Below are 22,815 nucleotides of genomic sequence, written 5' to 3'. Positions count from 1 at the left end.
GGCTGTATGCGGGTCGTGATGATCGACCGGACCGGGCAAGGCAAGCCGCTGACCTGCGGTGCGGTGGGTGCGCCCGGCAGGATTCGAACCTGCGGCCTTGGGATTAGAAGTCCCCTGCTCTATCCGCTGAGCTACGGGCGCGTGTGGCGTGGATGTCGCGCCCAGAGGGTACCGCCGTCCCGCTGCCCGACGGCGAAAAGGGTGCCCGCGTCCACGTTGCCGAGCAGAGTCTCACGTCCGCCTCGTAACGGGCATCCGGGTTACCGCGAAGCGGCCTGGCCGCGGACCGTACCTTTGGCTGGTGTTGCTGGATTCCGACGCCGAGAGCGACGTCGCCTACGAGCTGTGCCAGGTCGTCGGTCGCGCCATCCTGCCGTACCGGTCCTCGGACGACGTCGGTACCGCGTTCTTCTTCCAGGGCGGCGACGATCCGGTGGGGGAGTCGCTGCTGACGGCGGCCGACCTGGTGAGCGGTTCGGGCGGTGAGTTGAGCCTGCGGGCGAGCGTCACCGAGCCGGCGGGGGTGGCCCCGGCCGTTATTTCCGAGACCGAGATCGTGCCCGGTTGGGCTCGCTTCGCGGGCGACGGGGTCGCGGTGTTGCCGACCGCCGGCCTGCACCGGTACGCCGGCGACGGCGGCTGGCGGTGGCGCGTCCAGCCGGTGCCGGCGGGGATCGCCGCCGGGCCCGAGGTGGTCGCCCGCCTCGGCGCCGACGCCAGTTCCGCTTTCGTGCTGGCCCATGGGGTACGCGAAGACGGGTCGCGGCCGCTGGAGGTCGCGATCGAGCGGGTGGTCCGCGACGGGGACGCCGTGCTGATCACCACCGAGCTGCCGCCGGGGTACGTCGGCGCGCCGGTCTTCATCGTTCAGGCTGAACCCACCGGTGAGGTTTCCCCGTACTGCCTGGGCCTGGTCCTGCCCGGTGTCGACGCGCACCCGGTGGCGACCTTCGACCGGATCCGTGCCGTCCTCCCGGCGACGCCCGGCGACGTCTGAGCCGCGTTCCGTCCGGCCTGGTCAGCCGCCGAGCGTCGTCGCCCCCGCCGCATCGGCCGGGGCGGTGGGGCCGGCGGCGAGGAACGCCTCGGCCCAGCGGCCCACCTCGTCGAAGACCTTTGTCCGTACGGCGGGGCCGGAGAGCGTGAGATCGTGCAACCCGCCGTCGAAGCGGGCCAGTGTGACGTGGCGACCGAGGCGGGGTGCGTAGCGGACCATGTGCTCGACGTCCAGTACGGCGTCGGCCAGTGTCGCGTTGTCGTGCCACTTGGTGCCTCGGAAGGACCGGGTCGAGCAGGCCAGCAGCACCGGCACCTGGATGTCCAGCCCGGCGCGCAGCCGGCGTTGCCCGGTGCGGATCGCGTTCAGCCAGCCGGCCCGGACCGGGAACCCGGCCAGCGGCTTCCACGCCAGGTCATAGGTCCACTCGCCGCGGTGGTCGGAGTGGATGCTCTCGCCGTACACGGTGCCCAGCCCGAACGGCAGGATGCGGTGCGGCGCCCTGCGGCCCAGCCGGGACGCGGCGGCCGCGAGGGGTCGGCGGACCGCCCAGGGAGCGTTCAGGTCGAAGAAGGGGCTGTTGAGCACCAGGCCGTCGATGGTGCCGGTGTCGCGGCGGGCGTCCGCCCAGAGCGAGATGATCAGGCCGCCGGTGGAGTGACCCATCGCCAACAGGGTGTCGTGCCCGTCGTCCTTGCGGATGATCTCGGCGGCGGCGTCCAGCTCGGGGAAGTAGTCGCTGATGTCGCGGCAGAAGTTGGGGGTCTGGGCGGGGAGCAGACTGCGGCCGTATTTGCGCAGGTCGAGCGCGTAGAAATCCCAGCCTCGCTCGGCGAAGAAGTCAGCCAGATGCGTCTGGAAGAAGTAGTCGACGAAGCCGTGCACGTAGAGCACGGCCCGCCCGGTGGGGCGCTCGGCCCGCCGCCGGACCAGTGTCGCGACAACGGGGCCTTCGTCGTCGGTGCCCAGGTCGATCGTCTGCCGCTCGTAGGGCGGCCCCAACACGTCCGGTTCCACGAACGCGACGCTACGCCGCCAACCTACTGAGCGGTAGCCCGCGCCCGCCCGCCCCACTCACGTCCGCTCACCCCACTCACCCCCGCGGTCTTGCAGTTTCTGTCCCGACATCAGGGGCAACAGCCGCTGTTCGGGAGCCGAAAGCGCAAGATCGCGGGGGTGGGGCGTGGGTCAGACCGTTTCCGCGTCGGCGCGCGGGGCCGGGTTCTCGGACTCGTCAGCCTCCATCTGCGGCTGCGGGAGGTCGCGCAGGTGCTTGTTGTGACGGGGCTCCTGGCGGGTCTTGGCGTCGTTGAGCCGACGGCGCAGGTCGTCACGGACGTCGTTCAGGGCCGCGTGCAGGTCCTCCTCGGCGGAGGTGGTGACGATCTTCTGCCGGCCGGCGATCCAGCACTCCAGGGTGACCTTCTGACCACGCGCCTCCCGGTCCTTCACCGACACCTCCAGCTCGGTGGCGTCAGCGTGGAAGCTGGCGAGCCGGGCGTCGAGGGTGGCGAACTGCTCGGCGATCCAGTTGCGGTCGCCCTGGGAGAACCCGGCGCCCACCCGCAGGCACTCAGCCACGGTGGCCGGGTTCGCCACGGCGCTCACCGCTGCGCCTCGGAAGCGTTCGCGGAGCCGATGGTAGTGATCATCATGGCGCTGACCTCTCGTCGACGTGGAGCTGTCGGTGGTGCGTTGATCAAGTCCTTACCCAGTTCCGGTGGCCTGGGAAACCGTGGCCGGCGGGTCGGGCGGGTCGGGCGTACCACATCCGGGCGTGATCAGGGCGTTGTCCACAGGTGGGTTCGTCATCCACAGGTCGGGGGTGGGCGCTTACGAAGGGCGTCCTCAGTGTCGATGCTCGGTGTCGAGTCGACTCGCGCTGGCAGCCCCGATCCCCCTGGAGGGACGATGTTCGACACTTACGTGACAATCGTCGGCAATGTGCTGACTACGCCCGAGTGGCGGCGTACGACCCAGAGCAACACCCTGGTGGCCAACTTCAAGGTCGCCTCGACCGCCCGCCGACTCGATCGGGACAGCGGCCGGTGGGTTGACGGCAATTCGCTCCGCGTCCGCGTCAACTGCTGGCGCAAGCTCGCCGAGGGGGTGGCGGCCTCCGTCATGGTCGGCGATCCGGTGGTGGTCTGCGGGCGGCTCTACACCCGCGACTGGACCGACGACGGCGGTAACCACCGCACGCTCTACGAGCTGGAGGCGGTGGCCGTCGGCCACGACCTGTCCCGGGGGCGCGCCCGCTTCCTGCGCAACCGGCCGAGCATGGCGACCAGCACCCTGGAGGACGCGGAGGCCGAGAGCCGGGTGCACGGCGAGCCCACCGAGCCGGTGCCGGCCGGGCAGGCGCCCGTGCTGCCCGACGACCGTCCGCTGGACGACGACTTCGAGCTGCCCGACTACGCGGAGCTGCGAACCAGCCCGTTCGGCAACGTCCCGGCGGGCGACGACAGCTCCCCGAGCGGCGGGGTCTTCGGCGACGGCGGGGCGCTTGCGAGCGGCGGGCAGGTCGGGCAGGTCGGGCAGGTCGACGTTCCGCCGGACCTCGACGACGAGTTGGCCCCTCCGCCCGAGGCGGACGACGACAACGCCGACGGTGACCTGGACATCGAGTTGGGGCCGGTGCCCGACGAGGGGCAGCCGGAGCCGGCGCAGCCCGGTCGAGGGCGGCGTGGTCGGGGCCGGGTCCCGCAGCCAGCCTGACCGATCGGCTCGGCCGTCGCGGGTTGGGCGGCGATCGAGCTGGCCAAGGCACCGTCTCGGTCACGGGTGCTGCGGCAAAACGGCACCACCCGGCACGGCACGGTGCGGCACGACGGGGGCGGGGTGGCGGCGCGACAAGCGTCGTCACCCCGCGTGACGGGCGTCGGCGGGCTGGCCTGCCTGTTCACTCCACGGGTTCTCGTTGCCGGTACGGGACCGTGGGTTGGGCTGGCTCACGGAGTGCTCGTCTAGGCTGGCCGGCCGGAGGTGGTGCGGGTGCGACGGACAGCGCCAATGGCGAACGCGGTGGGGCTGCTGGCCGGGTACGCGCTGGACAGGGTGCTCGGCGACCCCCGCCGGTGGCACCCGGTGGCCGGCTTCGGGCAGGCCGCTGGCGCGCTGGAGCGCCGCCTCTACCGCCCGGACCGAACGGCGGGTGCGGCATTCACCGCGCTGGCCGTCGGCGGGCCGGTGTTGCTCGGGGCCGTCGCCGCGGCGGCTACCCGGCACCGGCCGGTGACCCGGGCGGTGCTGGTGGCGGCCGGCACGTGGACAGTGCTGGGCGGTCGCACTCTGCGGCACGAGGCGACCGCCATGGGTCGTACGCTGCGTGACGGTGATCTGCCCGCCGCCCGGCGACGCCTCGGTCACCTCTGCGGGCGGGACCCGTCGACGCTGGGCGAGTCGGAGCTGGCCCGTGCCACAGTCGAGTCGGTCGCGGAGAACACCTCCGACGCGGTGGTCGCTCCGCTGCTCTGGGGCGCGGTCGCCGGTCTGCCCGGGCTGCTGGGCTACCGCGCGGCGAACACCCTCGACGCGATGGTCGGGCACCGGTCGACGCGCTACGCGCGGTTCGGCACACCGGCCGCTCGGCTGGACGACGCACTCAACCTCGTGCCGTCCCGACTGACCGGGCTGCTCACCATCGCCGTCGCGCCGGTCGCGCACGGGGACCGGCAGCGCGCCTGGCAGGTGTGGCGGCGGGACCGCAACGACCACCCGAGCCCCAACGCCGGTCAGTGCGAGGCGGCGATGGCCGGTGCGCTCGGGGTCCGCCTCGGTGGTCGCAACGTCTACTTCGGGCGCTCCGAGGTGCGGCCGTTCCTCGGCGACGGTCCCCGCCCGGAGGCGCGGCACCTGAAGCGGGCCGCCCGGATCTCCGGCGCGGTGGGGCTCGCCGCCGTCGGGTTGGCCGCCGCGTACCCGGTGACGCTCGGCCGGCTGGTCGGCGCGGTGAGCAGGCGTGCACTGATCGGCGCGGTGGGTCGGCGAGGGCCCGCAGAGGCGGCCGGAGGGCGCGGAATGGCTGGCGTGGCCGGGGGCGTCGGGGTGCGGCGGGGGAGTGGGCGGTGACCGGCGGGCTGCTGGTGGCCGGCACGACGTCCGACGCCGGCAAGAGCGTGCTCACCGCCGGCATCTGTCGTTGGCTGCACCGGCAGGGTGTGAAGGTGGCGCCGTACAAGGCGCAGAACATGTCGAACAACTCGGCGGTGGTCGTCGGGCCGGACGGGCGCGGCGGCGAGATCGGGCGGGCCCAGGCCATGCAGGCAGCGGCGTGCGGGCTCGCACCCGACCTGCGGTTCAACCCGGTGCTGCTCAAGCCGGGCAGCGACCTGGCCAGTCAGGTGGTGCTGCTGGGCGAGGCGGTCGACACGATCACCGCGGGCACCTTCCGGCAGCTACGTCCCCGGCTCGCCGAGACCGCGTACGCCGCACTGGCCGAGCTGCGCGAGACGTACGACGTGGTGATCTGCGAGGGCGCCGGCAGCCCCGCGGAGATCAACCTGCGGGCCGGTGACTACGTCAACATGGGGCTGGCCCGGCACGCCAACCTGCCCACCATCGTCGTCGGCGACATCGACCGGGGCGGTGTCTTCGCCTCGATGTTCGGCACAGTGGCCCTGCTCGACCCGGCCGACCAGGCGCTGATCGCCGGATTCGTGATCAACAAGTTCCGGGGCGACCTCGGGCTGCTCCAGCCGGGCCTGGACATGCTGCGTCAGGTCACCGGCCGTCCCGCGTACGGGGTGCTGCCCTGGGCACTGGACCTGTGGCTCGACGCGGAGGACTCACTCGCCTACGGCCGGGTGCTCGGCCGACCCGCCGCCCCACACGGCAGCGAATGGCTGGACGTGGCCGTCGTCCGCCTGCCCCGGATCAGCAACGCCACCGACGTGGAGGCGCTCGCCACCGAGCCGGGCGTCCGCGTACGCCTCACCATCGAACCGGCCGAACTGGCCGCCGCCGACCTGGTCGTCCTGCCCGGCTCCAAGTCCACCGTCGCCGACCTCGGGTGGCTGCGCGAAACCGGTCTCGCCGACGCGGTGGCCACCCATGTGGCGGCCGGCAAGCCCCTGCTCGGCCTCTGCGGCGGCTTCCAGATGCTCGGCCGCGCCATCCACGACCCGGTGGAGAGCCGGCAGGGCAGCGTCCCGGGTCTCGGTCTGCTGCCAATCGACATCACCTTCGACCCGCGCAAGACCGTCCGGCAGTCGGTGGGCACCGGCCACGGTGGCCTCCCGGTGCGGGGCTACGAGATCCACCACGGGTACGTCTCACACGCCGACCCGGGCCTGCCCCCGCTGCTGACCAGCGACGACGGTGTCGGGGAGGGTGCGGTGCTCGGCGTGGTGCACGGCACGCACTGGCACGGGGCGTTCGAGTCCGACGAGTTCCGCCGGTGGTTCCTCACCGAGGCGGCTCGCCTGGCCGGCCGCAGCGGGTTCCGGGTCGCGCCGGCCACCAGCTTCGCCGCCGCCCGCGAGCGCTCACTCGACCTGCTCGGCGACCTGGTCGAGGAACACCTGGACACCGATGCCCTCTGGCGTCTCATCGAATCCGGTCCACCCGCCGACCTGCCCTTCATCCCACCCGGCGCCCCGTCCTGACCGGCGCCCCGTCCTGACCGGCGCCCCGTCCTGACCGGCGCCCCGTCCCCTGGGGCGGGTGCAGGCGGGACCGCGCATGGCAAGGCTGGGGATATCAGGGGCGGATGTCGGCGGGACGGTCGGTGGTGGGCAGGCCGGCGGCGAGCCAGGCGTCCACGCCGCCGATCATGTCGGTGGCCCGGCGCAGGCCGAGGGTCTGCAGGCTGGCCGCTGCCAGGCTGGAGCTGTAACCCTGTCGGCACACCAGGATGATCTCCCGGTCGTACCCGGTGGCTTCCGGGATCCGCCAGGCGCTGGCCGGATCGAGACGCCACTCCAGTACGGTCCGGTCGATGACGACAGCGCCCGGCAGGTCGCCCTGCTCGCGGCGTTGTAGTTCGGTACGGGTGTCGACCAGCAACGCGCCGCCGCGGACCGCCTCGACGGTCTGCTGCGGAGTCAGTCGGTGCAGCCCGGCGCGGGCCTGTTCGAGTAGGGCGTCTATACCGGGGCTCATCACGTCTCGGAGCACCACCCGATCATGCCGATTCGCTGGCACCCCGGGCGGCGAACGGGCCGCCCGTCACCCGTCGCCGCACCAATTCCCCCGGACGTGACGGTGACCGGCCAGGGCGGTCAGCCGGACGTGTCAGAGTGGCCCACGCCGACCCCGCAACCGGCACGATCGACACGGGCCAACAGGGATACCGCGACGTCGATGAACCCGAGTCGATCACCCTGCCCAGCAGCGGTGGCGGCATACTTCGGTCATGCACCACGGGAGGCTGCGCTGAACCCGGGAACTGGCGGACCGACCGTTGCGGTTGTCGAGGCGTACGCCGAATTGGCTCGTCGGGTGCTCGCGGGCCCGGCGCGGTTGGGGCGGACCCGGCTGGTCGCTGTCGACGGGCCGAGCGGCGCGGGCAAGAGCCGGTTCGCCGCGCGGCTCGCGGATGCCCTGGCGGGGCCGCTCGGCGGCCGACCGCCGGTGGTGCACACCGACGACCTGCTCGACGGGTGGGACGACCAGGTCACCTTCTGGCCCCGGCTCGACGAGGGGGTGCTCGCCCCGCTGCGTAACGGGGAGCCGGGCGCCTACCGGCGGTACAGCTGGGTCCGGCAGTGTTTTCTGCCCCGGCCGGTTCCGGTGCCGGTGGCTCCGGTGCTGGTGGTCGAGGGGGTCAGTGCCGCCCGGGCGGTCGTCCGGCCGGAGCTGACGCTGGCCGTGTTCGTCACCGCGCCCACGTCGCTGCGGCTGGCTCGCGCTGTCGCCCGGGACGGGCCGGAGATCCTGCCCGAGCTGCGCCGCTGGCATGACGGGGAGCGGGCGCACTTCGCCGTCGACGAGACCGCGACCCACGCCGACCTGTTGGTGGACGGCGCGCCGACACTGCCGTACGACGCGGACCGGTACTACGTGCGGCTTCGCTGAGCGGGGCATGGACGTGGGCCACCGACTGCGGCACGATGCGGGAGAGCTACGGCGAACGGGGAGCCACCATGACGGCAGCGGACGCGCCAGCGCGGCGTCGGATCACCCTCAGCGGCATCAGCTCGCGGGCCTGGGAGCATCCGGCCGACCGAGGTGCCCTGGTCGCGCTGCGGGAGCTGCGCGGTTTCGACGACGTGGTGCGGGCGTTCTTCGGGATGTGGAACGAGCGGGGTTTCCGGCTGTCCGTGCTGGCCTCCGGCATCCGGGTCGACCACAGGCAGTACCCGGCGGTGTGGCAGCGCTACACCGAGGCCGCGGCGGCGCTCGACGTGGCCGAACTACCCGAGCTGTACGTGACCCAGTCGCCCTGGTTGGGCGCCGAGGCGGTCGGGCTGGAGCGGCCGTTCATCGTTCTGAACTCCGCCTGCGTGCAGCAACTCGACGAGGACGAGCTGCGCTGCCTGCTCGGCCACGAGTTGGGGCACGTGGGCAGCGGGCACGCGGTCTACAAGACCATGCTCATGATCCTCACCCGGTGGGCGGCCAACCTGAGCTGGTTGCCGGTCGGCGCGATCGCGCTGCGCGCCATCATCGCGGCGATGCTGGAGTGGTGGCGTAAGGCGGAACTCTCCGCCGACCGGGCCGGCCTGCTCGCCGGGCAGGACCCGGCCGCCGCGCTGCGGCTGCTGATGAAGCTCGCCGGCGGTGGTGACCTGTCCCAGGTCGACACCACCGCCTTCCTGGAGCAGGCCGCCGAGTACTCCGGTGGCGGCGACCTGCGCGACAGCCTGCACAAGATCCGGATGACCGCGTGGAGCACCCACCCGGTGCCGGTGGCGCGGGCGGCGTCGCTGCGCCAGTGGATCGACTCCGGGGCGTACGGGCAGGTGCTGGCCGGGGACTATCCCCGCCGCGAGGACGACAGCTCGACAAGCGTGTCGGAGGAGATCAAGGCGGCTGCCGCGTCGTACCGGGAGGAGTTCAGCCGTTCCACAGACCCGCTGGTCGGGTTGCTGCGCCGGCTCGGCGACGGCGCGAGCGACGTCGGCGAGTGGGTGGGCGGCACCGCCGGTCGGGCCCGTTCCTGGATGGACGCCGCCACCGAGGCGGCGGGCCGCGCACACCGCGCCGGGCGGGCCGCCCCGGGCGCGCGGGCCGGCGCCGGCCCCGCGGACAGCGGTGACGGTACGGGCTCCGCCGGCACGCCCCGGTAAGGCCGGCATACGATGCCGGTCATGACCTCACCGATCATGTCCGAGTCCGAGGTGCGGGCCGCCGTCGAGCGGGAGATGCCCGGCGTCCGGGCCGACCTGGAGCGCCTCGTCCGCATCCCCGGCATCGCCTTCGAGGGCTTCGACCACTCGCACGTGGAACGCTCCGCCGAGGCGGTCGCCGAGCTGCTGCGTGGCTGTGGCCTGGACGTCGACATCGTACGAGCCGGCGGCCAGCCGGCGGTGATCGGCCGTCGGGCCGCCCCGCCCGGCGCGCCCACCGTGCTGCTCTACGCCCACCACGACGTCCAGCCGGTCGGCGACCGGTCGCTGTGGGAGTCCGACCCGTTCGAGCCGGTGGAACGGGACGGCCGGCTCTACGCCCGGGGTGCGGCCGACGACAAGGCCGGCATCATGGCGCACGTGGCGGCGCTGCGCGCGTACGGTGACGCGTTGCCGGTCGGCGTGGTCCTCTTCATCGAGGGCGAGGAGGAGTACGGCTCCGACTCGCTGGAGCAACTCCTGGCCGAGCACCGCGACGAGATCACCTCGGACGTCATCGTGATCGCCGACTCCGGCAACTGGGACATCGGCGTACCGGCGTTGACCACCTCGCTGCGGGGCATCGTCAATTGCTTCGTCGAGGTGCGCACGCTGGACCACGCGGTGCACAGCGGCATGTTCGGCGGCGCCGTGCCGGACGCGCTCACCGCGCTGGTCCGGCTGTTGGCGACGCTGCACGACGACGCCGGTGACGTGGCAGTGGACGGCCTCGTCGGCCGGGAGGGCGCCACCGTCGACTACCCGGAGGACCGGGTCCGAGCCGAGGCGGGGCTCGCGGACGGCGTGCAGTTCATCGGCACCGGCCGGATCACCGACCGGCTCTGGACCAAGCCGGCGCTGGCCATCCTCGGTGTCGACGCGCCGTCCACCGGCGAGGCGCCGAACGCCCTGGTCCCGGCCGCGAAGGCGAAGCTCAACGTCCGCCTCGCCCCGGGCGACGACCCCAAGCGGGCGTACGCGGCGCTGCGCGCGCACCTGGAGCAGCACGCGCCGTGGGGTGCGCAGGTGACGGTCACCTTCGAACACGACGGCGACCCGTGCGTGATCGACGCGTCCGGGCCGATGTTCGATGCCGCCCGTTCGGCCTTCCGGACCGCCTGGGACGGCACCGCCCCGGTAGACATCGGCGTCGGCGGCTCGATTCCGTTCATCGCCACCTTCCAGGAGATGTTTCCGAAGGCGGCGATCCTGGTGACGGGCGTGGAGGACCCGCACGCCCGCGCGCACGGCCCGAACGAGAGTCTGCACCTGGGGGAGTTCGCCCGGGTCTGCCTCGCCGAGGCGCTGCTCCTGCGCAACGTGGCGGCGGTCGGCGGTTAGGTGTCAGAACGGCAACTTTGGGCCTGATCTGGGAGTTTACGGCGTGTCGGATGGTCGGCTGTTATAGCCTTTCGTACATGAGTACGAACGAGGTGATGGCCCGGTTGGGGGCCGCTGTCAGCGCGCTGGGAGATGTCGATGTCTCCGCGTGGTCCGAGGACACGCTCAACGAACAGCTCGGTGAGCTCTCCGCCGCACTGGTCGCCCTCGACTCGGTGCTCTCCCGGGTCGCCGGCGAGGTCCGCGCCCGAGGGTTGCGCATCGAGGAACCCGTCTCCGCCTGAACCGTCGCCCGCGTGAGTGGGTGGCACCCTGCCGACACCGCCCGGGCACGGCAATGCCCGGGCGGTGTCGGAGGTGACTGGCAGGATGAGCTGCGTGCGGTTCCTCGATCTGGCAGCCACCTCGGCCGCCGTCGGCGCCACCAGTGGCCGACGGGCCAAGGTGGAGCTGCTCGCTGACGCGCTGCGTCGGCTCGACCCCGGCGAGGTCGAGCCCGGCGCCGGCTATCTCGCCGGTGAGCTGCGCCAACGGCAGACCGGCGTCGGCTACGCGAGCCTGCGCGACCTGCCACCGCCGGCCGCCGAGCCGACGTTGACGGTGGCCGCCGTGGACGCGGCCATCGCGCAGATCGCCGCGGTGCACGGCTCGGGCTCACAGGCTCGGCGTCGGGCGCTGCTCGGTGCCCTCTACGCGGCGGCGACAGCCGACGAGCAGCGGCTGCTCACCGGCCTGTTCAGTGGCGAGCTACGGCAGGGCGCCCAGGCCGGGCTCCTCGCGGACGCGGTGGCCCGGGCCGCCGAGGTGCCGGTGGCGGCGGTCCGCCGGGCGTTGCTGCTCGCCGGTGATCTCCGGGCCGTGGCGGTGGCCGCGCTGGCCGGAGGTGCCGCCGAGTTGGCCGGGTTCGGTCTGCAGGTTGGCCGCCCGCTGGCGCCGATGCTCGCGCAGAGCGCCCCCTCGGTCGACGAGGCGCTCGCCGCGACCGGCACGCCGGCGGTGGTCGACGTGAAGCTCGACGGCATCCGCATCCAGGTGCACCGCTCCGGCGCCGACATCGCCGTGTTCACCCGCAGCCTCGACGAGATCACCACCCGGGTGCCCGAGGTGGTCGCCGCGGTCCGTGCCCTGCCGGGCCGGGAGTTGGTCCTCGACGGCGAGGCGATCGGCCTGGACGAGACCGGCCGCCCACTGCCGTTCCAGCAGACGTCGAGCCGGGCCGCCCGACGCACGACCCCCAGCACCACCGGGCGCACACCGGTCGCCCCGGCGGTGCTCGCGGCGGCCGCCAGCACGGGCGCGACGGTGCTCACCCCGTACTTCTTCGACCTGCTGCACCTCGACGGTGAGGATCTGATCGACCTTCCCGGCCGGGAGCGGTGGGCCGCCCTCGCCGGTTCGGTGGATTCGTCGCTGCTGGTCGGCCGGATGGAGGTCGACGGCCCGGAGCAGGCCGCCGCCGCGTTCGCCGCCGCGCTCGACGCCGGGCAGGAGGGCGTGGTGGTCAAGGCGCCGGACGCCCCCTACGACGCCGGCCGGCGCGGTGCCGCCTGGGTCAAGGTGAAACCGCGGCACACCCTCGACCTGGTGGTGCTCGCCGTCGAGTGGGGCAGCGGCCGACGCAAGGGCTGGCTGTCCAACCTGCATCTGGGTGCGCGTGACGCGCGCACCGGTGACTTCGTCATGCTCGGCAAGACGTTCAAGGGGCTCACCGACGAGTTGCTGCGGTGGCAGACCGAGCGGTTCCTCGACCTCGCCGTGGAACGCGGCGACTGGGTGGTCCGGGTCCGGCCCGAGCAGGTGGTGGAGATCGCCTTCGACGGGGTGCAGACGAGTTCGCGCTATCCCGGTGGGATGGCGCTGCGGTTCGCCCGGGTGGTGCGCTATCGCGACGACAAGTCCGCCGCGGAGGCGGACACCATCGACGCGGTCCGTGCCATCCACGCCGGCCGCCTGACTGGCTGACCGGGCGAGGTCAGGCGGAAGCGGTCGGCGTCGGTTCGGCGGCCCGGTCCAGCGGAGCCGAGGTGGCGCCGATGCCGGCGGCCCGGCGGGCCTCCCGACGGGCCACCCAGCCATAGCCGAAGAGGGCCATAACCGCGAACAGCCACCACTGCACGACGTAGCCGAAGTTCTGCCAGTTGTTGGCGTGCCCCACCGGCACCGCCTTGAACACCGGATCGGCTGCCGGGGTCTGCTCGTCGAGCAGCAGATACGCACCGTAGACCGGGTAGGGAAGCTCGCCGGCCAGCCGCGACACCCCGATCCGCCGGATCTCCAGCAGCCCGTCGCGTCGGGCCACCGCGCCGGCGCCGCTCTCGGTCTCGTGCACCCGGCCGACCACCGTCACGTCGCCGGTCGGCGCGGCCGGCACCGACGGCTGGGCGGTCGCCCCACCGGGCGCCGGCGGGATCCAGCCCCGGTCCACCAGCAGCGCCGTGCCGTCGGCGAGCACCAGCGGGGTGAGCACCTCGAAACCGACCCGGCTGTCCACCGTCCGGCCGCGGACCAGCACGGTGTTCGTGGGGTCGTACCGGCCGGTGACGGTGACCCGGGTCCAGACCTTGTCCTCGGCGGGGGCCGGACCGGCTGTTCCCGCACCGCCGGCGGGAGCGCGCAGCGCGTCGGCGAGCGGCACGGGAGCCATCCGCTGGCCCGCGTCGATCCGCTCGTTGACCTCGGTGCGCCCCCGGTAGCGGTCCAGCTGCCAGTTGCCGAGGAACACCATGACGGCGGCCGCGACCAGGGTCAGCGCGAGAGCGCCCAGCCAGCGTGGGCTCAGCAGGAACCGGTACACGGCACCGAGGCTACTCGTATGACCGGCGCCACTGACCTGGACCGGGCCGGACCGCGCCGGGGTCGACGCCTCGGGCACTGCCAGGGCCGGGCCGCCCACCCCGGTTGGCGGTGCTCGCGCCTCCAGCCGGGCGGGTATCGTCACGCCGACGGATCGGCCTTGGTCGTCCCGTCGCGTACCCGCCGCCGCTCGCGAGGAGTCGATGATGACCGTCGTGCCGCGCCTGGTGCTCAGCGCGCCGTCCTCCGGGCACGGTAAGAACGCGCTGGCGATCGGGCTGCTCGCCGCCCTGGCCGAGCGAGGGGTCGACGTCGCCGGGTTCAAGCTCGGGCCGGACCATGTCGACGCCGCCTACCTCGGCCTCGCCTCCGGTCGGCCGGGTCGGGTGATCGACCCCCGACTGGTCGGCCTCGATCGGCTCGCCCCGCTGGTGGCGCACGGTGCCGCCGGTGCCGGGCTGGCCGTGGTGCAGGGCAGCATGGGGCTGTACGACTCGGTCGGTGGCCGTCCCGAGCAGGAGTCCACCGCCGCCGCGGCCGCCGCGCTGCGCAGCCCGGTGGTGCTCGTTGTCGACGTGGCCGCGATGGGCCAGTCGGTGGCGGCCCTGGTGCACGGTTTCCGCTCGTACGACGAGCAGTTGTGGCTCGGCGGGGTGATCCTCAACCGGGTGGCGTCGTCGCGACACGAGGGGATGCTGCGCGAGGCGTTGGACGACGTGGGGGTGCCGGTCTACGGCGCGCTGCGTCGACAGGACCTGCCGGCGGTGCTGCCGTCGCGGCGGCACGGGGTGGCACCGGTGGTCGACGACTCGGCCGACGCCGTCCGTGCGGTCCGCCGGCTGGGCGAGGCCGTCGCCGCCACTGTCGACCTGGAACGGCTGCTCGGGCTGGCCCGCTCCGCCCCGGCGCTGCCGGCACCGGCCTGGTCTCCCGAGGAGGCCCTCGGCACGTTCACACCCCCGGCGAACCGCCCACTGGTGGCGGTGGCCGGTGGGCCGGGCGGCAGCTTCAGCCACCCGGAGACCACCGAGTTGCTCCGGGCCGCCGGCGCCGAGGTCGTCGTCGTCGACCCGCTGCGCGACGAGGCGCTGCCAGTCGGCACCCGCGCGCTGGTCGTCGGCGGCGCGCTGCCCGAGGCGTACGCCGAGCAGTTGTCGGCCAACCGGCGGCTCTGCATCGCGGTGGCCGAGTTGGCGCGGACCGGGCGTCCGGTGATCGCCGAGGGCGCCGGGCTGCTCTGGCTGGCGCGGGAACTGGACGGGTTGCCGATGTGCGGTGTCCTGGACGCGGTCGGTGTCAGCCGCGACGGGGTGGTGGCCGGCTACCGGGAGGCGACTGCCCAGACCGACAGCGTGGTCGCCGCCACCGGCACGGTGCTGGTCGGGCACAAGGCACACCGTGCGGTGCTCACCCCGCGCGCTGGTCAGCGCCCGGCCTGGAGCTGGGACGGCGGCGCGCCGGAGGGCTTCGTCTGGCGCAACGTGCACGCCTCGCAGCTCGCTCTGCACTGGGCGAGCCATCCGGCGACGGCGGCCCGGTTGGTCGCCGCGGCGGCGGCCGACCCGACGAGCGAGGTGGTACCCGCGCAGCCGGGCGAGGTGTCGGTGTGATCGGTCAGGTGGCGGTGCGCCGTTTCCCGGCGTTGACGGTCTCCACCCCGCGTACCGAGGTGCGTCAGCTCACGGCGGCCGACGCGGCGGCGGCCGGGGAGATCTTCGCCGACAAGCTGACCCGGCGTTGGCTGCCGCTGCCCGACGACTCCGGCCCGATCGACGGGCTGGCCTGGTGCACCGATCTGGCCCGGCAGCGGCGCGACAGCGGGGAGGGCGACCACTACGCGGTGCTCCGGCGGGAGGACGACCAGGTGGTGGGCTCGCTGTGGACCCGGCGCACCGACTGGGGCGCCCGCCTCACCGAGATCTCCTACGCGATGGCTGCGCACGCGCGGGGTTTCGGCTTCGCCGCCGAGGCGGTCGACGCGGTGGCCATCGCGCTGATCCTGGAGCACGGCTTCCAGCGGGTCGAACTGCGGGTGGCTCCCGGCAACCTGGCCTCGCGCCGGGTCGCCGAGAAGGCCGGGTTCAGCTACGAGGGTCTGCTGCGGAACGCCGGGTTCGTCAGCGGCGGCCGGGTGGATCTGGAGCTGTGGTCGTTCGTCGCCGCCGACCTGCGCTGAGTCGCGCCGAGCCCCGCCGACCTGCGCTGACTCTCGCGCCGGTCAGCCGACGATGGCGTCCGACGGTGGGGTGAACTGGCGGGTCGGGGTGCCCTTCAGGCCGTCGCGCAGGGTCTCCGAAACCGCCTTGATCGGGATCTGGGACTGCCCGTCACCGACCGCGTTGAACGGGTTGTCCGGGTCGGATATGAAGCTCGCCGCGGCCAACTCCGGGGTGTAGCCCACGAACCAGGCCGATCGGGTGCTGTCGGTCGTACCGGTCTTGCCGGCCACCGGGCGTCCGACGGTGCCCCGCACGCTGTCGGCGGTGGACCATCCGCCGCAGCTGCCGCGCGCCGGGGTGTCTCCGGTCGGGCAGCGGGCCGCGTCGGTGGCCGCCCGCGCGGCGTCCGCGCTCACCACCTGCCGGCAGCGCGGCTTGGCCACCTCGCGGTGCAGACCGCCCGGGGTGGCGTACGTGGCGGGTGTGCCGTCCCTGTTCATGATCGCTTGCACCGGGATGGCCTCGCAGTAGCGGCCGTCGGCCGCGATGGCGGCGTACGCGTTCGCCATCTCCAGCGGGGTGGCGTCGGAGACGCCCAGGGTGAAGGCACCCCACTTCTTCGCCTTGGCCGGAGACGCCTGTTCCCGGTCGACGTCGGTGCGCCACCGAAGCCCGAGCTGTTCGGCCAACCGGACCGCCCGGTCCGCGCCGACCTTCTCCTCCAGCCACACGAAGTACGTGTTCACCGATTTGCCGAAGCCGGACCACATGGTCTGCTGGCCGGTCATGGCGCCGCTGGCGTTGGAGGGCGCCCAGCCGTCGTACACTGCCGACTTGTAGCGGTACGGCGCGTTGAACGAGGTGGAGAGGGTCATCCCCGAGTCCAGCGCGGCCAACATCGGGAACATCTTGAACGTCGACCCGGCCTGGTAGCCGGCCAGGTCACCGCCGCCGAGCAGCGGTGCCACAGTGTTCGGGTAGTTGGCTTTCACCTTCGGCCCGGCCTCGGGGTTGGAGCTCTGCGGGTTCTCGGCCAGGTCCAGCGAGTACGTCCGGTTCACCGCCATGGCCTTCACCCGCCCGGTGCCGGGCTCGGAGACCACGATGCCGTTGGCGAACGGGCTGCCGGTGGCCTCCTTGGTGCCCACGCTCTTCTCCGCGGCCTCCTGGATCTTCGGGTCGAGGCTGAGCACGATGCGGTAGCCGCCCCGGCGAAGGTTGTCCATCCGTTCCAGCCGGTTCGCCCCGAACGCGGGCTGCGCGCTCCACCAGTTCTTCAGGTAGTCGCAGGCGAAGCCCCAGCTGTTGTACTTCTCCGCCACCGCGGCGCAGTCGTGCGGTGGGGTGGTCAGCCTGAGCCGGATCGGCTCGGACTTGGCGGCGGCGGCCGAGTCGGGGGAGAGGTAGCCGAGTTGGCTCATCCGGTCCAGCACGTAGTTGCGCCGCCCGGTGGCCTCCTTCTGGTCGGAGTCGGCCGGGTCGTACTCGGACGGGGACTTGACCAGTCCGGCGAGGGTGGCGGCCTCGACCGGCGTGAGGTCCTTCGGGGTCTTGGAGAAGAAGATCTCGCTGGCCGCGTAGATGCCGTACGCCCGGTGCCCGAAGTACGCCGAGTTCAGGTAGCGCTCCATGATCTGTTCCTTGCTCAACTCCTTCTCCAGGTCCAGCGCCATCCGCATCTCCTTGACCTTGCGAATGCTGGTCTGCTGGGTGGCTTCCTGGACCTCCTTGGGCGTGGTCGCGCTGTCCCGCAGGGCCATCCGGACGTACTGCATGGTCAGGGTCGAGGCGCCCTGGGAGCCGCCGGAGCGGGCGTTGGAGACGAAGGCCCGGGCCACGCCCTTCGGGTCGACGCCGTGGTGCTGGTAGAAGCGGGAGTCCTCGGCGGCCACGATCGCCTGTTGGATGTTCGGCGACATGTCCGACAGCTTGGTGTACTGCCGGTACTCCTCGTAGAACATGGTCAGCACGGTCTTGCCGTCCGGGCCGTAGACGTACGAGGTCTCGGCGGGCAGGGCGGTCTTCAGCACCCGGGTCTTCTGGTCCACGGCGTGCGCGGTGGCCTTCGCGCCGAGCCCGGTGAGGGCGACCAGTGGATAGGCGACGGCGGCGATCACGATTCCGGCGATCAGTCCGGCGCGGAGGAGAGGGACAAGACGACCAGCGGCAGCAAGGGGTCGGTTGCTCACCTGGCCAAGTTATGACATTTCCGATTCGTACATGAGAAGAACTCTTAAACCGGCGAGTGGTGACGCGGCTTACGCTGAGATCGACTGTCCCACCGGCCACCTTCCCGGCAGGATCGCGGACATGTCTGATCAGCCGAGCGCGGTCGCCCCACCCACCGGGGTCGAGCCGGACCTCGCCCACCACGGCGACGCGGAGGCGACCGCCGGCCTGATCGACCTCGCCGTCAACGTCCGTCGGGCGCGTCCTCCCGCCTGGCTGGCCGACCCGATCGCCGCGACCCTGACCGACCTGGCCCGGTATCCGGACCCGGCGCCGGCCCGGGCGGCGGTCGCCGCCCGACACCGCCGTCACCCGAACGAGGTGCTGCTCACCGCCGGCGCCGCCGAGGGCTTCGTGTTGATCGCCCAGGCGCTGCGTGGCGTGCACCGCCCCGTGGTGGTGCACCCTCAGTTCACCGAGCCGGAGGCGGCGCTGCGGGCCGCCGGACACCCGGTCGAGCGGGTGTTGCTCGACGCCGCCGACGGCTTCCGGCTCGACCCGTCCCGGGTGCCCGCCGACGCCGACCTCGTGATGATCGGCAACCCGACGAACCCGACCTCGGTGCTGCACCCCGCCCAGACCGTGGCCGCGCTGGCCCGCCCCGGCCGGGTGCTGGTTGTCGACGAGGCGTTCGCCGACACCACCATCGTCCCCGGGCACCCCGGCGAACCGGAGTCGCTGGCCGAACGCCGCGACCTGCCCGGCCTGCTCGTGGTGCGCAGCCTCACCAAGACGTGGGGCCTGGCCGGCCTGCGGATCGGCTACCTGATCGGCGCCACGGAGCTGCTGTCCCGGCTGGCCGCCGTCCAGCCGCTCTGGGCCGTCTCCACGCCCGCGCTGGCGGCCGCGTCGGCCTGCGCCAGCGCCGTCGCGGTCCAGGCCGAACGCGCGATCGCCGCCGAGCTCGCCGCCGACCGCGAGCACCTGGTCGCGCGCCTCGCCGAACTGCCCGGTGTACGCGTCGTCGGCCGTCCCGCCAGCGCGTTCGTCCTGCTGCACCTACCGGGCGCGACACCGATCCGGGCCGCCCTGCGCGAGCGCGGCTGGGCGGTGCGCCGAGGCGACACGTTCCCCGGCCTCGGCCCGGACTGGCTGCGGGTGGCGGTACGCGACCGAAACACCACCGACGCGTTCATCGACGTGCTGCGCGAGACCATGGAGGCATGATGCTGGAGACCACGATTGCGGCGATCCGCGCGGCGGACGAAGGGGCCATGGCCGCCGCCCGGGAGCTGCACGGCCGGCTGACCAAGCCGGCGGGATCGCTGGGCGCGCTGGAGGAGCTTTCGGTACGCCTCGCCGGCCTGGCCGGAGTCTGCCCGCCACCGCTGCCCGAGCCGGCCGCGGTGGCGATCTTCGCCGGCGACCACGGGGTGCACGCCCAGGGGGTCAGCCCCTGGCCGCAGGAGGTCACCGCGCAGATGATCGGCAACTTCCTGGCCGGTGGAGCGGTGGTCAACGCGTTCGCCCGGCAGGCCGGCGCCTCGGTCACAGTGGTCGACGTCGGCGTGGCCACCCCGCTGCCCACCGACCCGGCCGTGCTCGATCCGGCAGTGCTCGACCCGGCAGTGCCCCGGCTCGTTGTCGCGTCCGTCCGCCAGGGCACCCGCGACCTCACGGTGACCGCCGCGCTGACCCGGGACGAGGCGCTGGCGGCGGTGCAGACCGGCATCCGGATCGCCGACGAACTGATCGACGCCGGTGCCGGCATCCTGCTCACCGGGGACATGGGCATCGGCAACACCACACCGGCCGCCGTGCTGATCGCCGCGTTCACCGGCGCCGACCCGCTCGACACCACAGGTCGGGGCACCGGGGTCGACGACCCGACGTACGCGCACAAGGTCGCGGTCGTGCGGGCCGCCCTGGCCCGGCACACCCCCGACCCGGCCGACCCGCTGGGGGTGCTGGCCGCCGTCGGTGGTCTGGAGCACGCCGCATTGGCCGGGCTGATCCTGGGGGCCGCAGCACGCCGCACGCCGGTGCTGCTGGACGGCGTGATCGCGGTCTCGGCCGCGCTCGCCGCCGCCGCGTTCGCCCCGGCGGCGGTCGACGCCATGGTCGCCGGCCACCGCTCGGCCGAGCCCGGTGCCACTGTCGCACTGCGCCACCTCGGCCTCGACCCGCTGATCGACCTGGGGCTGCGCCTCGGTGAGGGCACCGGCGCGCTGCTGGCGTTGCCCGTGGTCACCGGCGCGGTCCGGGTGCTGCACGAGGTGGCCACCTTCGACTCCGCAGGGGTGGCCGAAAAGTGAGCACGCGCAGCGAACGAGCCGTCCGCCTCGGTGGTGCGGCGTGACCTCCAATCCGTACCCCCTGGGTTTGCGGCTGCACGGGCGGCGGGTGGTCGTGGTGGGTGGTGGCGCGGTCGCCACCCGGCGCGTACCCGCGCTGCTGGACGCCGGTGCGGACGTCCTGCTGGTGGCGCCGGAGCTGACTCCGGCGCTGCGTGCCCGGGCCGACGCGGGTCGGCTGCACTGGGTGCCGCGCCGGTTCGTGCCCGAGGACCTGGACGGCGCCTGGCTGGTCCAGGTCGCGGTCGACGACCCGATAGCGGCGGCCTCGGTGAGCGCCGTCGCCGCCGAGCGGCGGATCTTCTGTGTCCGGGCCGACGACCGGACGGCCGCCACCGCCTGGACCCCGGCCGTGACCCGGCACGGCCCGGTCACCGTGGCGGTGCTCGGCGGCGGCGACCCGCGCCGGGCGATGACGGTTCGCGACGCGATCCGCGACCTCCTCGCCGTCCGCCTGGCACCGGACGGGATCGCTGGCCGGCCCGACGCTTCCACCGGGACGACCGGTGGGCAGCAGGCCGGGCGGGTGGCGCTGGTCGGGGCGGGGCCGGGTGACCCTGAGCTGATCACCGTGAAGGGCTGGCGGCTGCTCACCGAGGCCGACGTGGTGGTCGCCGACCGACTGGTGCCCGGGCTGCTCCTCGACGAGCTGCGCCCGGACGTCGAGCTGGTGGACGCCTCGAAGATTCCCTACGGTCCGTCCCGGGCCCAGGAGGAGATCAACCAGATCCTGGTCGACCGGGCCCTGGCCGGCGCCTTCGTGGTGCGGCTCAAGGGCGGTGACCCGTACGTCTTCGGCCGCGGCGGCGAGGAGCTGCTGGCCTGCGCGGCCGCCGGCGTGCCGGTGACAGTGGTGCCCGGGGTGACCAGCTCCATCGCCGCGCCGGCCGCGGCCGGCATCCCGGTCACCCACCGGGGGGTGGCGCACGAGTTCACCGTGGTCTCCGGGCACCTGGCACCCGACGCGCCGGCTTCGCTGGTGCGCTGGGACGCCCTCGCCGGTCTGCACGGCACCCTGGTGATCCTGATGGGGTTGAAGAACCTCGCGGCCATCACGGCCACCCTGATCGCCCACGGTCGGTCGCCCCAGACGCCGGCCGCAGTCGTCCAGGAAGCCACCACCGGCACCCAACGGGTCCTGCGGTCCACGCTGGGCGCTGTCGCGGCCGACCTGAGTGCGGCCGACCTACGCCCGCCCGCCGTCGTCGTGGTGGGCGATGTGGTGGGCGCGCTCGACGGCTGACACGTGACCGGACGCGGCGGTGACCCGTCCGGCGGCGGACCCGGGCTTCGGAGGGCACTGACCCGGTAGATCTTGGACGGTTTCCGTTGGCGCGTAGCGGAAACCGTCCAAGATTGCCAGCTGCGGCGGTTGTCGGTCGCTGTGGACACAATGTCGCTCATGCTCACCCTGAAGGACCCTCACGAGACGTGGCGAACGGAACTGCTCACCCCGGTCGCGCTGCGATGTGGGCGTCCCGGCCTGACCACCAGCTTCGAGGACCTCCCCTCGCGATGGCGCGATGCTCCGGTCCGGACTCTGAGGTGCGCGGACGCGGACGGCTCCTGGGCCGTCCTGGTCACCGTGGTCCGTGGCTATCGCCAACAGCCGGGCGACTCGCTCGTCGGCAACGAGTTCGGCCGTGACCCGCACACCGCCTACAACCTGGACTCGCCCGGCGACCTGGTGTACGAGCTGCAGGTGACCGAGGACGACGGGTCCGACGAGCACGAGCTGCTGGCGTTCCGGCTCTTCGGCGACCCGCAGGCGGCCGGGGCGGAGGCGCTGCGGTGGGCCGGGAAGAAGGCGGCGTACTCGGTCAGCCCGTCGGTCGAGCGGGCCGAGATGCGTCAGCGCCGGGACCGTCGACAGTTCGACAATCGCCAGGCCAGTGCGGCATCGCCACTGGTCCGGGTCGGCGTGGTGTCGGACGAGGCCGCGTCCGACCTCGACGCCCTCGATGCGTCCTCGTTGTGCTGGCACTTCCCGCGCGGGAACACCGGCGCCTACCTGCGGTCCGCGGTGGTCGCACTGGCCGGCTACGGCGAGCAGCGGTCGCACCTGCGGGGCCGGTGGCTCACCGCACGGGTCGAGGGTGAGGAGTTGGTCTTCGGCATCGACGACCTGATCCCGGCCAACCAGCGGCACCGCTGGGACAACGCCCGCTGGCTGTGGGACCGCCGAGCGGCGAACACCCCGGCAGGGCTTCGCTGGCAGGTCGATCGGGTCGAGCAGGCCGCCCCTGCGGTAGCGGCCGTCCGCCGTGGCGCGTTGCCCGAGGCGCTGACCAACGCCGGGGTGGAGACGGATCCGGAGCTCGACGCGTTGCTGACCGGGGTGCCGTACCGGCTCTCCGACGCCGAACTCACCCCGACCTGGGTGGCGAACCTGTACCGCGGTCTCGCCGACCTCGCGCCCTGGCGGCTGGACGCGGCGTACCGGGGTTGGCGTGACGCCCGACAGGCACAGGGGCTTCCGGTCCAGGACTCCGTTGTCCTGTTCGGCCTCGGCGGCGTCGGCGCGGCCCGTAAACCGAAGCTCGCGCTCGACCACACCGGCGACGCCCCACTACTGCGCCTGATCCACACCGGCAGCAGCGCGGTGCTGCCGTACGCGCACTGGACGGTGCCCACCGACCTCGACGCCCACCTGTACGGGTGGCAACCGAGCCTGCCGTACCCGCAGTGACCAACGGGGCCGGAGCATGCGCTCCGGCCCCGTCACACGAGCT

20 protein-coding genes and 1 tRNA gene are annotated in these 22,815 nt (G+C 73.2%); 15 read left to right on the top strand and 6 right to left on the bottom strand.

What is annotated here, in order from left to right; translation table 11 throughout:
• Positions 1-68 precede the first annotated feature (68 nt).
• Positions 69-141 (bottom strand) — tRNA-Arg (locus MED15_RS29320).
• A gap of 160 nt (positions 142-301) precedes the next feature.
• Here MED15_RS29320 and MED15_RS29315 point away from each other — a divergent pair.
• Complete coding sequence (locus tag MED15_RS29315; protein ID WP_112584113.1) at positions 302-997, top strand: hypothetical protein; 696 nt, start codon at positions 302-304, stop codon at positions 995-997.
• A gap of 21 nt (positions 998-1,018) precedes the next feature.
• Here MED15_RS29315 and MED15_RS29310 read toward each other — a convergent pair whose 3' ends face one another.
• Positions 1,019-2,014 carry an alpha/beta hydrolase gene (locus MED15_RS29310; RefSeq protein WP_112584114.1) on the bottom strand — a complete coding sequence of 332 codons (996 nt, stop codon included), beginning with the start codon at positions 2,012-2,014 and terminating at the stop codon, positions 1,019-1,021.
• Positions 2,015-2,185: 171 nt separating this feature from the next.
• Positions 2,186-2,605 carry an HPF/RaiA family ribosome-associated protein gene (locus MED15_RS29305; protein ID WP_112584115.1) on the bottom strand — a complete coding sequence of 140 codons (420 nt, stop codon included), beginning with the start codon at positions 2,603-2,605 and terminating at the stop codon, positions 2,186-2,188.
• 303 nt (positions 2,606-2,908) lie between these two features.
• Here MED15_RS29305 and MED15_RS29300 point away from each other — a divergent pair, with 303 nt between their 5' ends.
• The 3 genes from MED15_RS29300 to MED15_RS29290 all read left to right on the top strand — a co-directional run bounded on the left by MED15_RS29300 (position 2,909) and on the right by MED15_RS29290 (position 6,603).
• The gene (locus tag MED15_RS29300) at positions 2,909-3,715 is read left to right on the top strand and encodes a single-stranded DNA-binding protein (RefSeq protein ID WP_112584116.1); all 807 of its coding nucleotides are present in this window, start codon (positions 2,909-2,911) and stop codon (positions 3,713-3,715) included.
• A gap of 294 nt (positions 3,716-4,009) precedes the next feature.
• Positions 4,010-5,068 (top strand): cobalamin biosynthesis protein, encoded by a 1,059-nt coding sequence (locus MED15_RS29295; RefSeq protein ID WP_112584117.1) that lies wholly within the window; start codon positions 4,010-4,012, stop codon positions 5,066-5,068.
• Complete coding sequence (locus tag MED15_RS29290; RefSeq protein ID WP_112584118.1) at positions 5,065-6,603, top strand: cobyric acid synthase; 1,539 nt, start codon at positions 5,065-5,067, stop codon at positions 6,601-6,603. Before MED15_RS29295 ends, MED15_RS29290 begins: the two co-directional genes overlap by 4 nt.
• 94 nt (positions 6,604-6,697) lie before the next feature.
• Here MED15_RS29290 and MED15_RS29285 read toward each other — a convergent pair whose 3' ends face one another.
• Positions 6,698-7,099 carry a rhodanese-like domain-containing protein gene (locus tag MED15_RS29285; RefSeq protein ID WP_112584171.1) on the bottom strand — a complete coding sequence of 134 codons (402 nt, stop codon included), beginning with the start codon at positions 7,097-7,099 and terminating at the stop codon, positions 6,698-6,700.
• Positions 7,100-7,300: 201 nt separating this feature from the next.
• Between MED15_RS29285 and MED15_RS29280 the strand changes: the two genes are divergently transcribed.
• The 5 genes from MED15_RS29280 to MED15_RS29260 all read left to right on the top strand — a co-directional run bounded on the left by MED15_RS29280 (position 7,301) and on the right by MED15_RS29260 (position 12,570).
• Complete coding sequence (locus MED15_RS29280; protein ID WP_425271094.1) at positions 7,301-8,014, top strand: uridine kinase family protein; 714 nt, start codon at positions 7,301-7,303, stop codon at positions 8,012-8,014.
• A gap of 68 nt (positions 8,015-8,082) precedes the next feature.
• A complete protein-coding gene (locus tag MED15_RS29275; RefSeq protein WP_112601440.1) occupies positions 8,083-9,228 on the top strand; it encodes a M48 family metallopeptidase in 1,146 nt (381 codons plus the stop codon).
• 36 nt (positions 9,229-9,264) lie between these two features.
• Positions 9,265-10,608: a dipeptidase gene (locus MED15_RS29270; RefSeq protein ID WP_181518425.1), complete on the top strand. Its 1,344-nt coding sequence runs from the start codon at positions 9,265-9,267 to the stop codon at positions 10,606-10,608.
• A 77-nt stretch (positions 10,609-10,685) separates the two neighbouring features.
• The gene (locus tag MED15_RS29265) at positions 10,686-10,892 is read left to right on the top strand and encodes a hypothetical protein (RefSeq protein WP_030333429.1); all 207 of its coding nucleotides are present in this window, start codon (positions 10,686-10,688) and stop codon (positions 10,890-10,892) included.
• 85 nt (positions 10,893-10,977) lie between these two features.
• Complete coding sequence (locus MED15_RS29260) at positions 10,978-12,570, top strand: ATP-dependent DNA ligase (RefSeq protein WP_244220633.1); 1,593 nt, start codon at positions 10,978-10,980, stop codon at positions 12,568-12,570.
• 10 nt (positions 12,571-12,580) lie between these two features.
• Here MED15_RS29260 and MED15_RS29255 read toward each other — a convergent pair whose 3' ends face one another.
• Complete coding sequence (locus MED15_RS29255; RefSeq protein WP_112584175.1) at positions 12,581-13,402, bottom strand: SURF1 family cytochrome oxidase biogenesis protein; 822 nt, start codon at positions 13,400-13,402, stop codon at positions 12,581-12,583.
• A 205-nt stretch (positions 13,403-13,607) separates the two neighbouring features.
• Here MED15_RS29255 and MED15_RS29250 point away from each other — a divergent pair, with 205 nt between their 5' ends.
• Both MED15_RS29250 and MED15_RS29245 read left to right on the top strand, forming a co-directional pair.
• Positions 13,608-15,011 carry a cobyrinic acid a,c-diamide synthase CobB gene (locus MED15_RS29250; protein ID WP_112584120.1) on the top strand — a complete coding sequence of 468 codons (1,404 nt, stop codon included), beginning with the start codon at positions 13,608-13,610 and terminating at the stop codon, positions 15,009-15,011.
• The gene (locus MED15_RS29245) at positions 15,008-15,577 is read left to right on the top strand and encodes a GNAT family N-acetyltransferase (protein WP_091405515.1); all 570 of its coding nucleotides are present in this window, start codon (positions 15,008-15,010) and stop codon (positions 15,575-15,577) included. The genes MED15_RS29250 and MED15_RS29245 overlap by 4 nt, the downstream gene beginning before the upstream one ends.
• A gap of 42 nt (positions 15,578-15,619) precedes the next feature.
• Here MED15_RS29245 and MED15_RS29240 read toward each other — a convergent pair whose 3' ends face one another.
• Complete coding sequence (locus tag MED15_RS29240; RefSeq protein WP_112584121.1) at positions 15,620-17,749, bottom strand: transglycosylase domain-containing protein; 2,130 nt, start codon at positions 17,747-17,749, stop codon at positions 15,620-15,622.
• Between the two features lie 121 nt (positions 17,750-17,870).
• Here MED15_RS29240 and cobC point away from each other — a divergent pair, with 121 nt between their 5' ends.
• The 4 genes from cobC to MED15_RS29220 all read left to right on the top strand — a co-directional run bounded on the left by cobC (position 17,871) and on the right by MED15_RS29220 (position 22,772).
• Entirely contained in the window at positions 17,871-18,956 is a 1,086-nt protein-coding gene (cobC, locus tag MED15_RS29235) for an Rv2231c family histidinol phosphate aminotransferase CobC (protein WP_112737502.1), read from the top strand.
• Entirely contained in the window at positions 18,956-20,044 is a 1,089-nt protein-coding gene (gene cobT / locus MED15_RS29230) for a nicotinate-nucleotide--dimethylbenzimidazole phosphoribosyltransferase (RefSeq protein WP_112737500.1), read from the top strand. The genes cobC and cobT overlap by 1 nt, the downstream gene beginning before the upstream one ends.
• Positions 20,045-20,084: 40 nt before the next feature.
• Positions 20,085-21,326: a uroporphyrinogen-III C-methyltransferase gene (gene cobA / locus MED15_RS29225; RefSeq protein ID WP_112697960.1), complete on the top strand. Its 1,242-nt coding sequence runs from the start codon at positions 20,085-20,087 to the stop codon at positions 21,324-21,326.
• A gap of 159 nt (positions 21,327-21,485) precedes the next feature.
• Entirely contained in the window at positions 21,486-22,772 is a 1,287-nt protein-coding gene (locus MED15_RS29220) for a hypothetical protein (RefSeq protein ID WP_146766757.1), read from the top strand.
• Positions 22,773-22,815 lie beyond the last annotated feature (43 nt).

It is taken from the genome of Micromonospora noduli (assembly GCF_003264475.1).
In the GTDB taxonomy this organism is placed as follows: domain Bacteria; phylum Actinomycetota; class Actinomycetes; order Mycobacteriales; family Micromonosporaceae; genus Micromonospora; species Micromonospora noduli.
The sequence above is the reverse complement of the archived record's forward strand: the minus strand, read 5'-3'. Positions and strand labels throughout refer to the sequence as shown.

What these genes read in the sequence shown, in the direction of transcription:
- MED15_RS29265 (WP_030333429.1), top strand. Translation starts at nt 10,686, where the DNA reads ATGAGTACGAACGAGGTGATGGCCCGGTTGGGGGCCGCTGTCAGCGCG.
- cobC (WP_112737502.1), top strand. Translation starts at nt 17,871, where the DNA reads ATGTCTGATCAGCCGAGCGCGGTCGCCCCACCCACCGGGGTCGAGCCG.
- MED15_RS29295 (WP_112584117.1), top strand. Translation starts at nt 4,010, where the DNA reads ATGGCGAACGCGGTGGGGCTGCTGGCCGGGTACGCGCTGGACAGGGTG.
- MED15_RS29270 (WP_181518425.1), top strand. Translation starts at nt 9,265, where the DNA reads ATGTCCGAGTCCGAGGTGCGGGCCGCCGTCGAGCGGGAGATGCCCGGC.
- MED15_RS29300 (WP_112584116.1), top strand. Translation starts at nt 2,909, where the DNA reads ATGTTCGACACTTACGTGACAATCGTCGGCAATGTGCTGACTACGCCC.
- MED15_RS29260 (WP_244220633.1), top strand. Translation starts at nt 10,978, where the DNA reads ATGAGCTGCGTGCGGTTCCTCGATCTGGCAGCCACCTCGGCCGCCGTC.
- cobT (WP_112737500.1), top strand. Translation starts at nt 18,956, where the DNA reads ATGCTGGAGACCACGATTGCGGCGATCCGCGCGGCGGACGAAGGGGCC.
- MED15_RS29275 (WP_112601440.1), top strand. Translation starts at nt 8,083, where the DNA reads ATGACGGCAGCGGACGCGCCAGCGCGGCGTCGGATCACCCTCAGCGGC.
- MED15_RS29280 (WP_425271094.1), top strand. Translation starts at nt 7,301, where the DNA reads ATGAACCCGAGTCGATCACCCTGCCCAGCAGCGGTGGCGGCATACTTC.
- MED15_RS29220 (WP_146766757.1), top strand. Translation starts at nt 21,486, where the DNA reads ATGCTCACCCTGAAGGACCCTCACGAGACGTGGCGAACGGAACTGCTC.
- MED15_RS29250 (WP_112584120.1), top strand. Translation starts at nt 13,608, where the DNA reads ATGACCGTCGTGCCGCGCCTGGTGCTCAGCGCGCCGTCCTCCGGGCAC.
- MED15_RS29285 (WP_112584171.1), bottom strand. Translation starts at nt 7,099, where the DNA reads ATGAGCCCCGGTATAGACGCCCTACTCGAACAGGCCCGCGCCGGGCTG.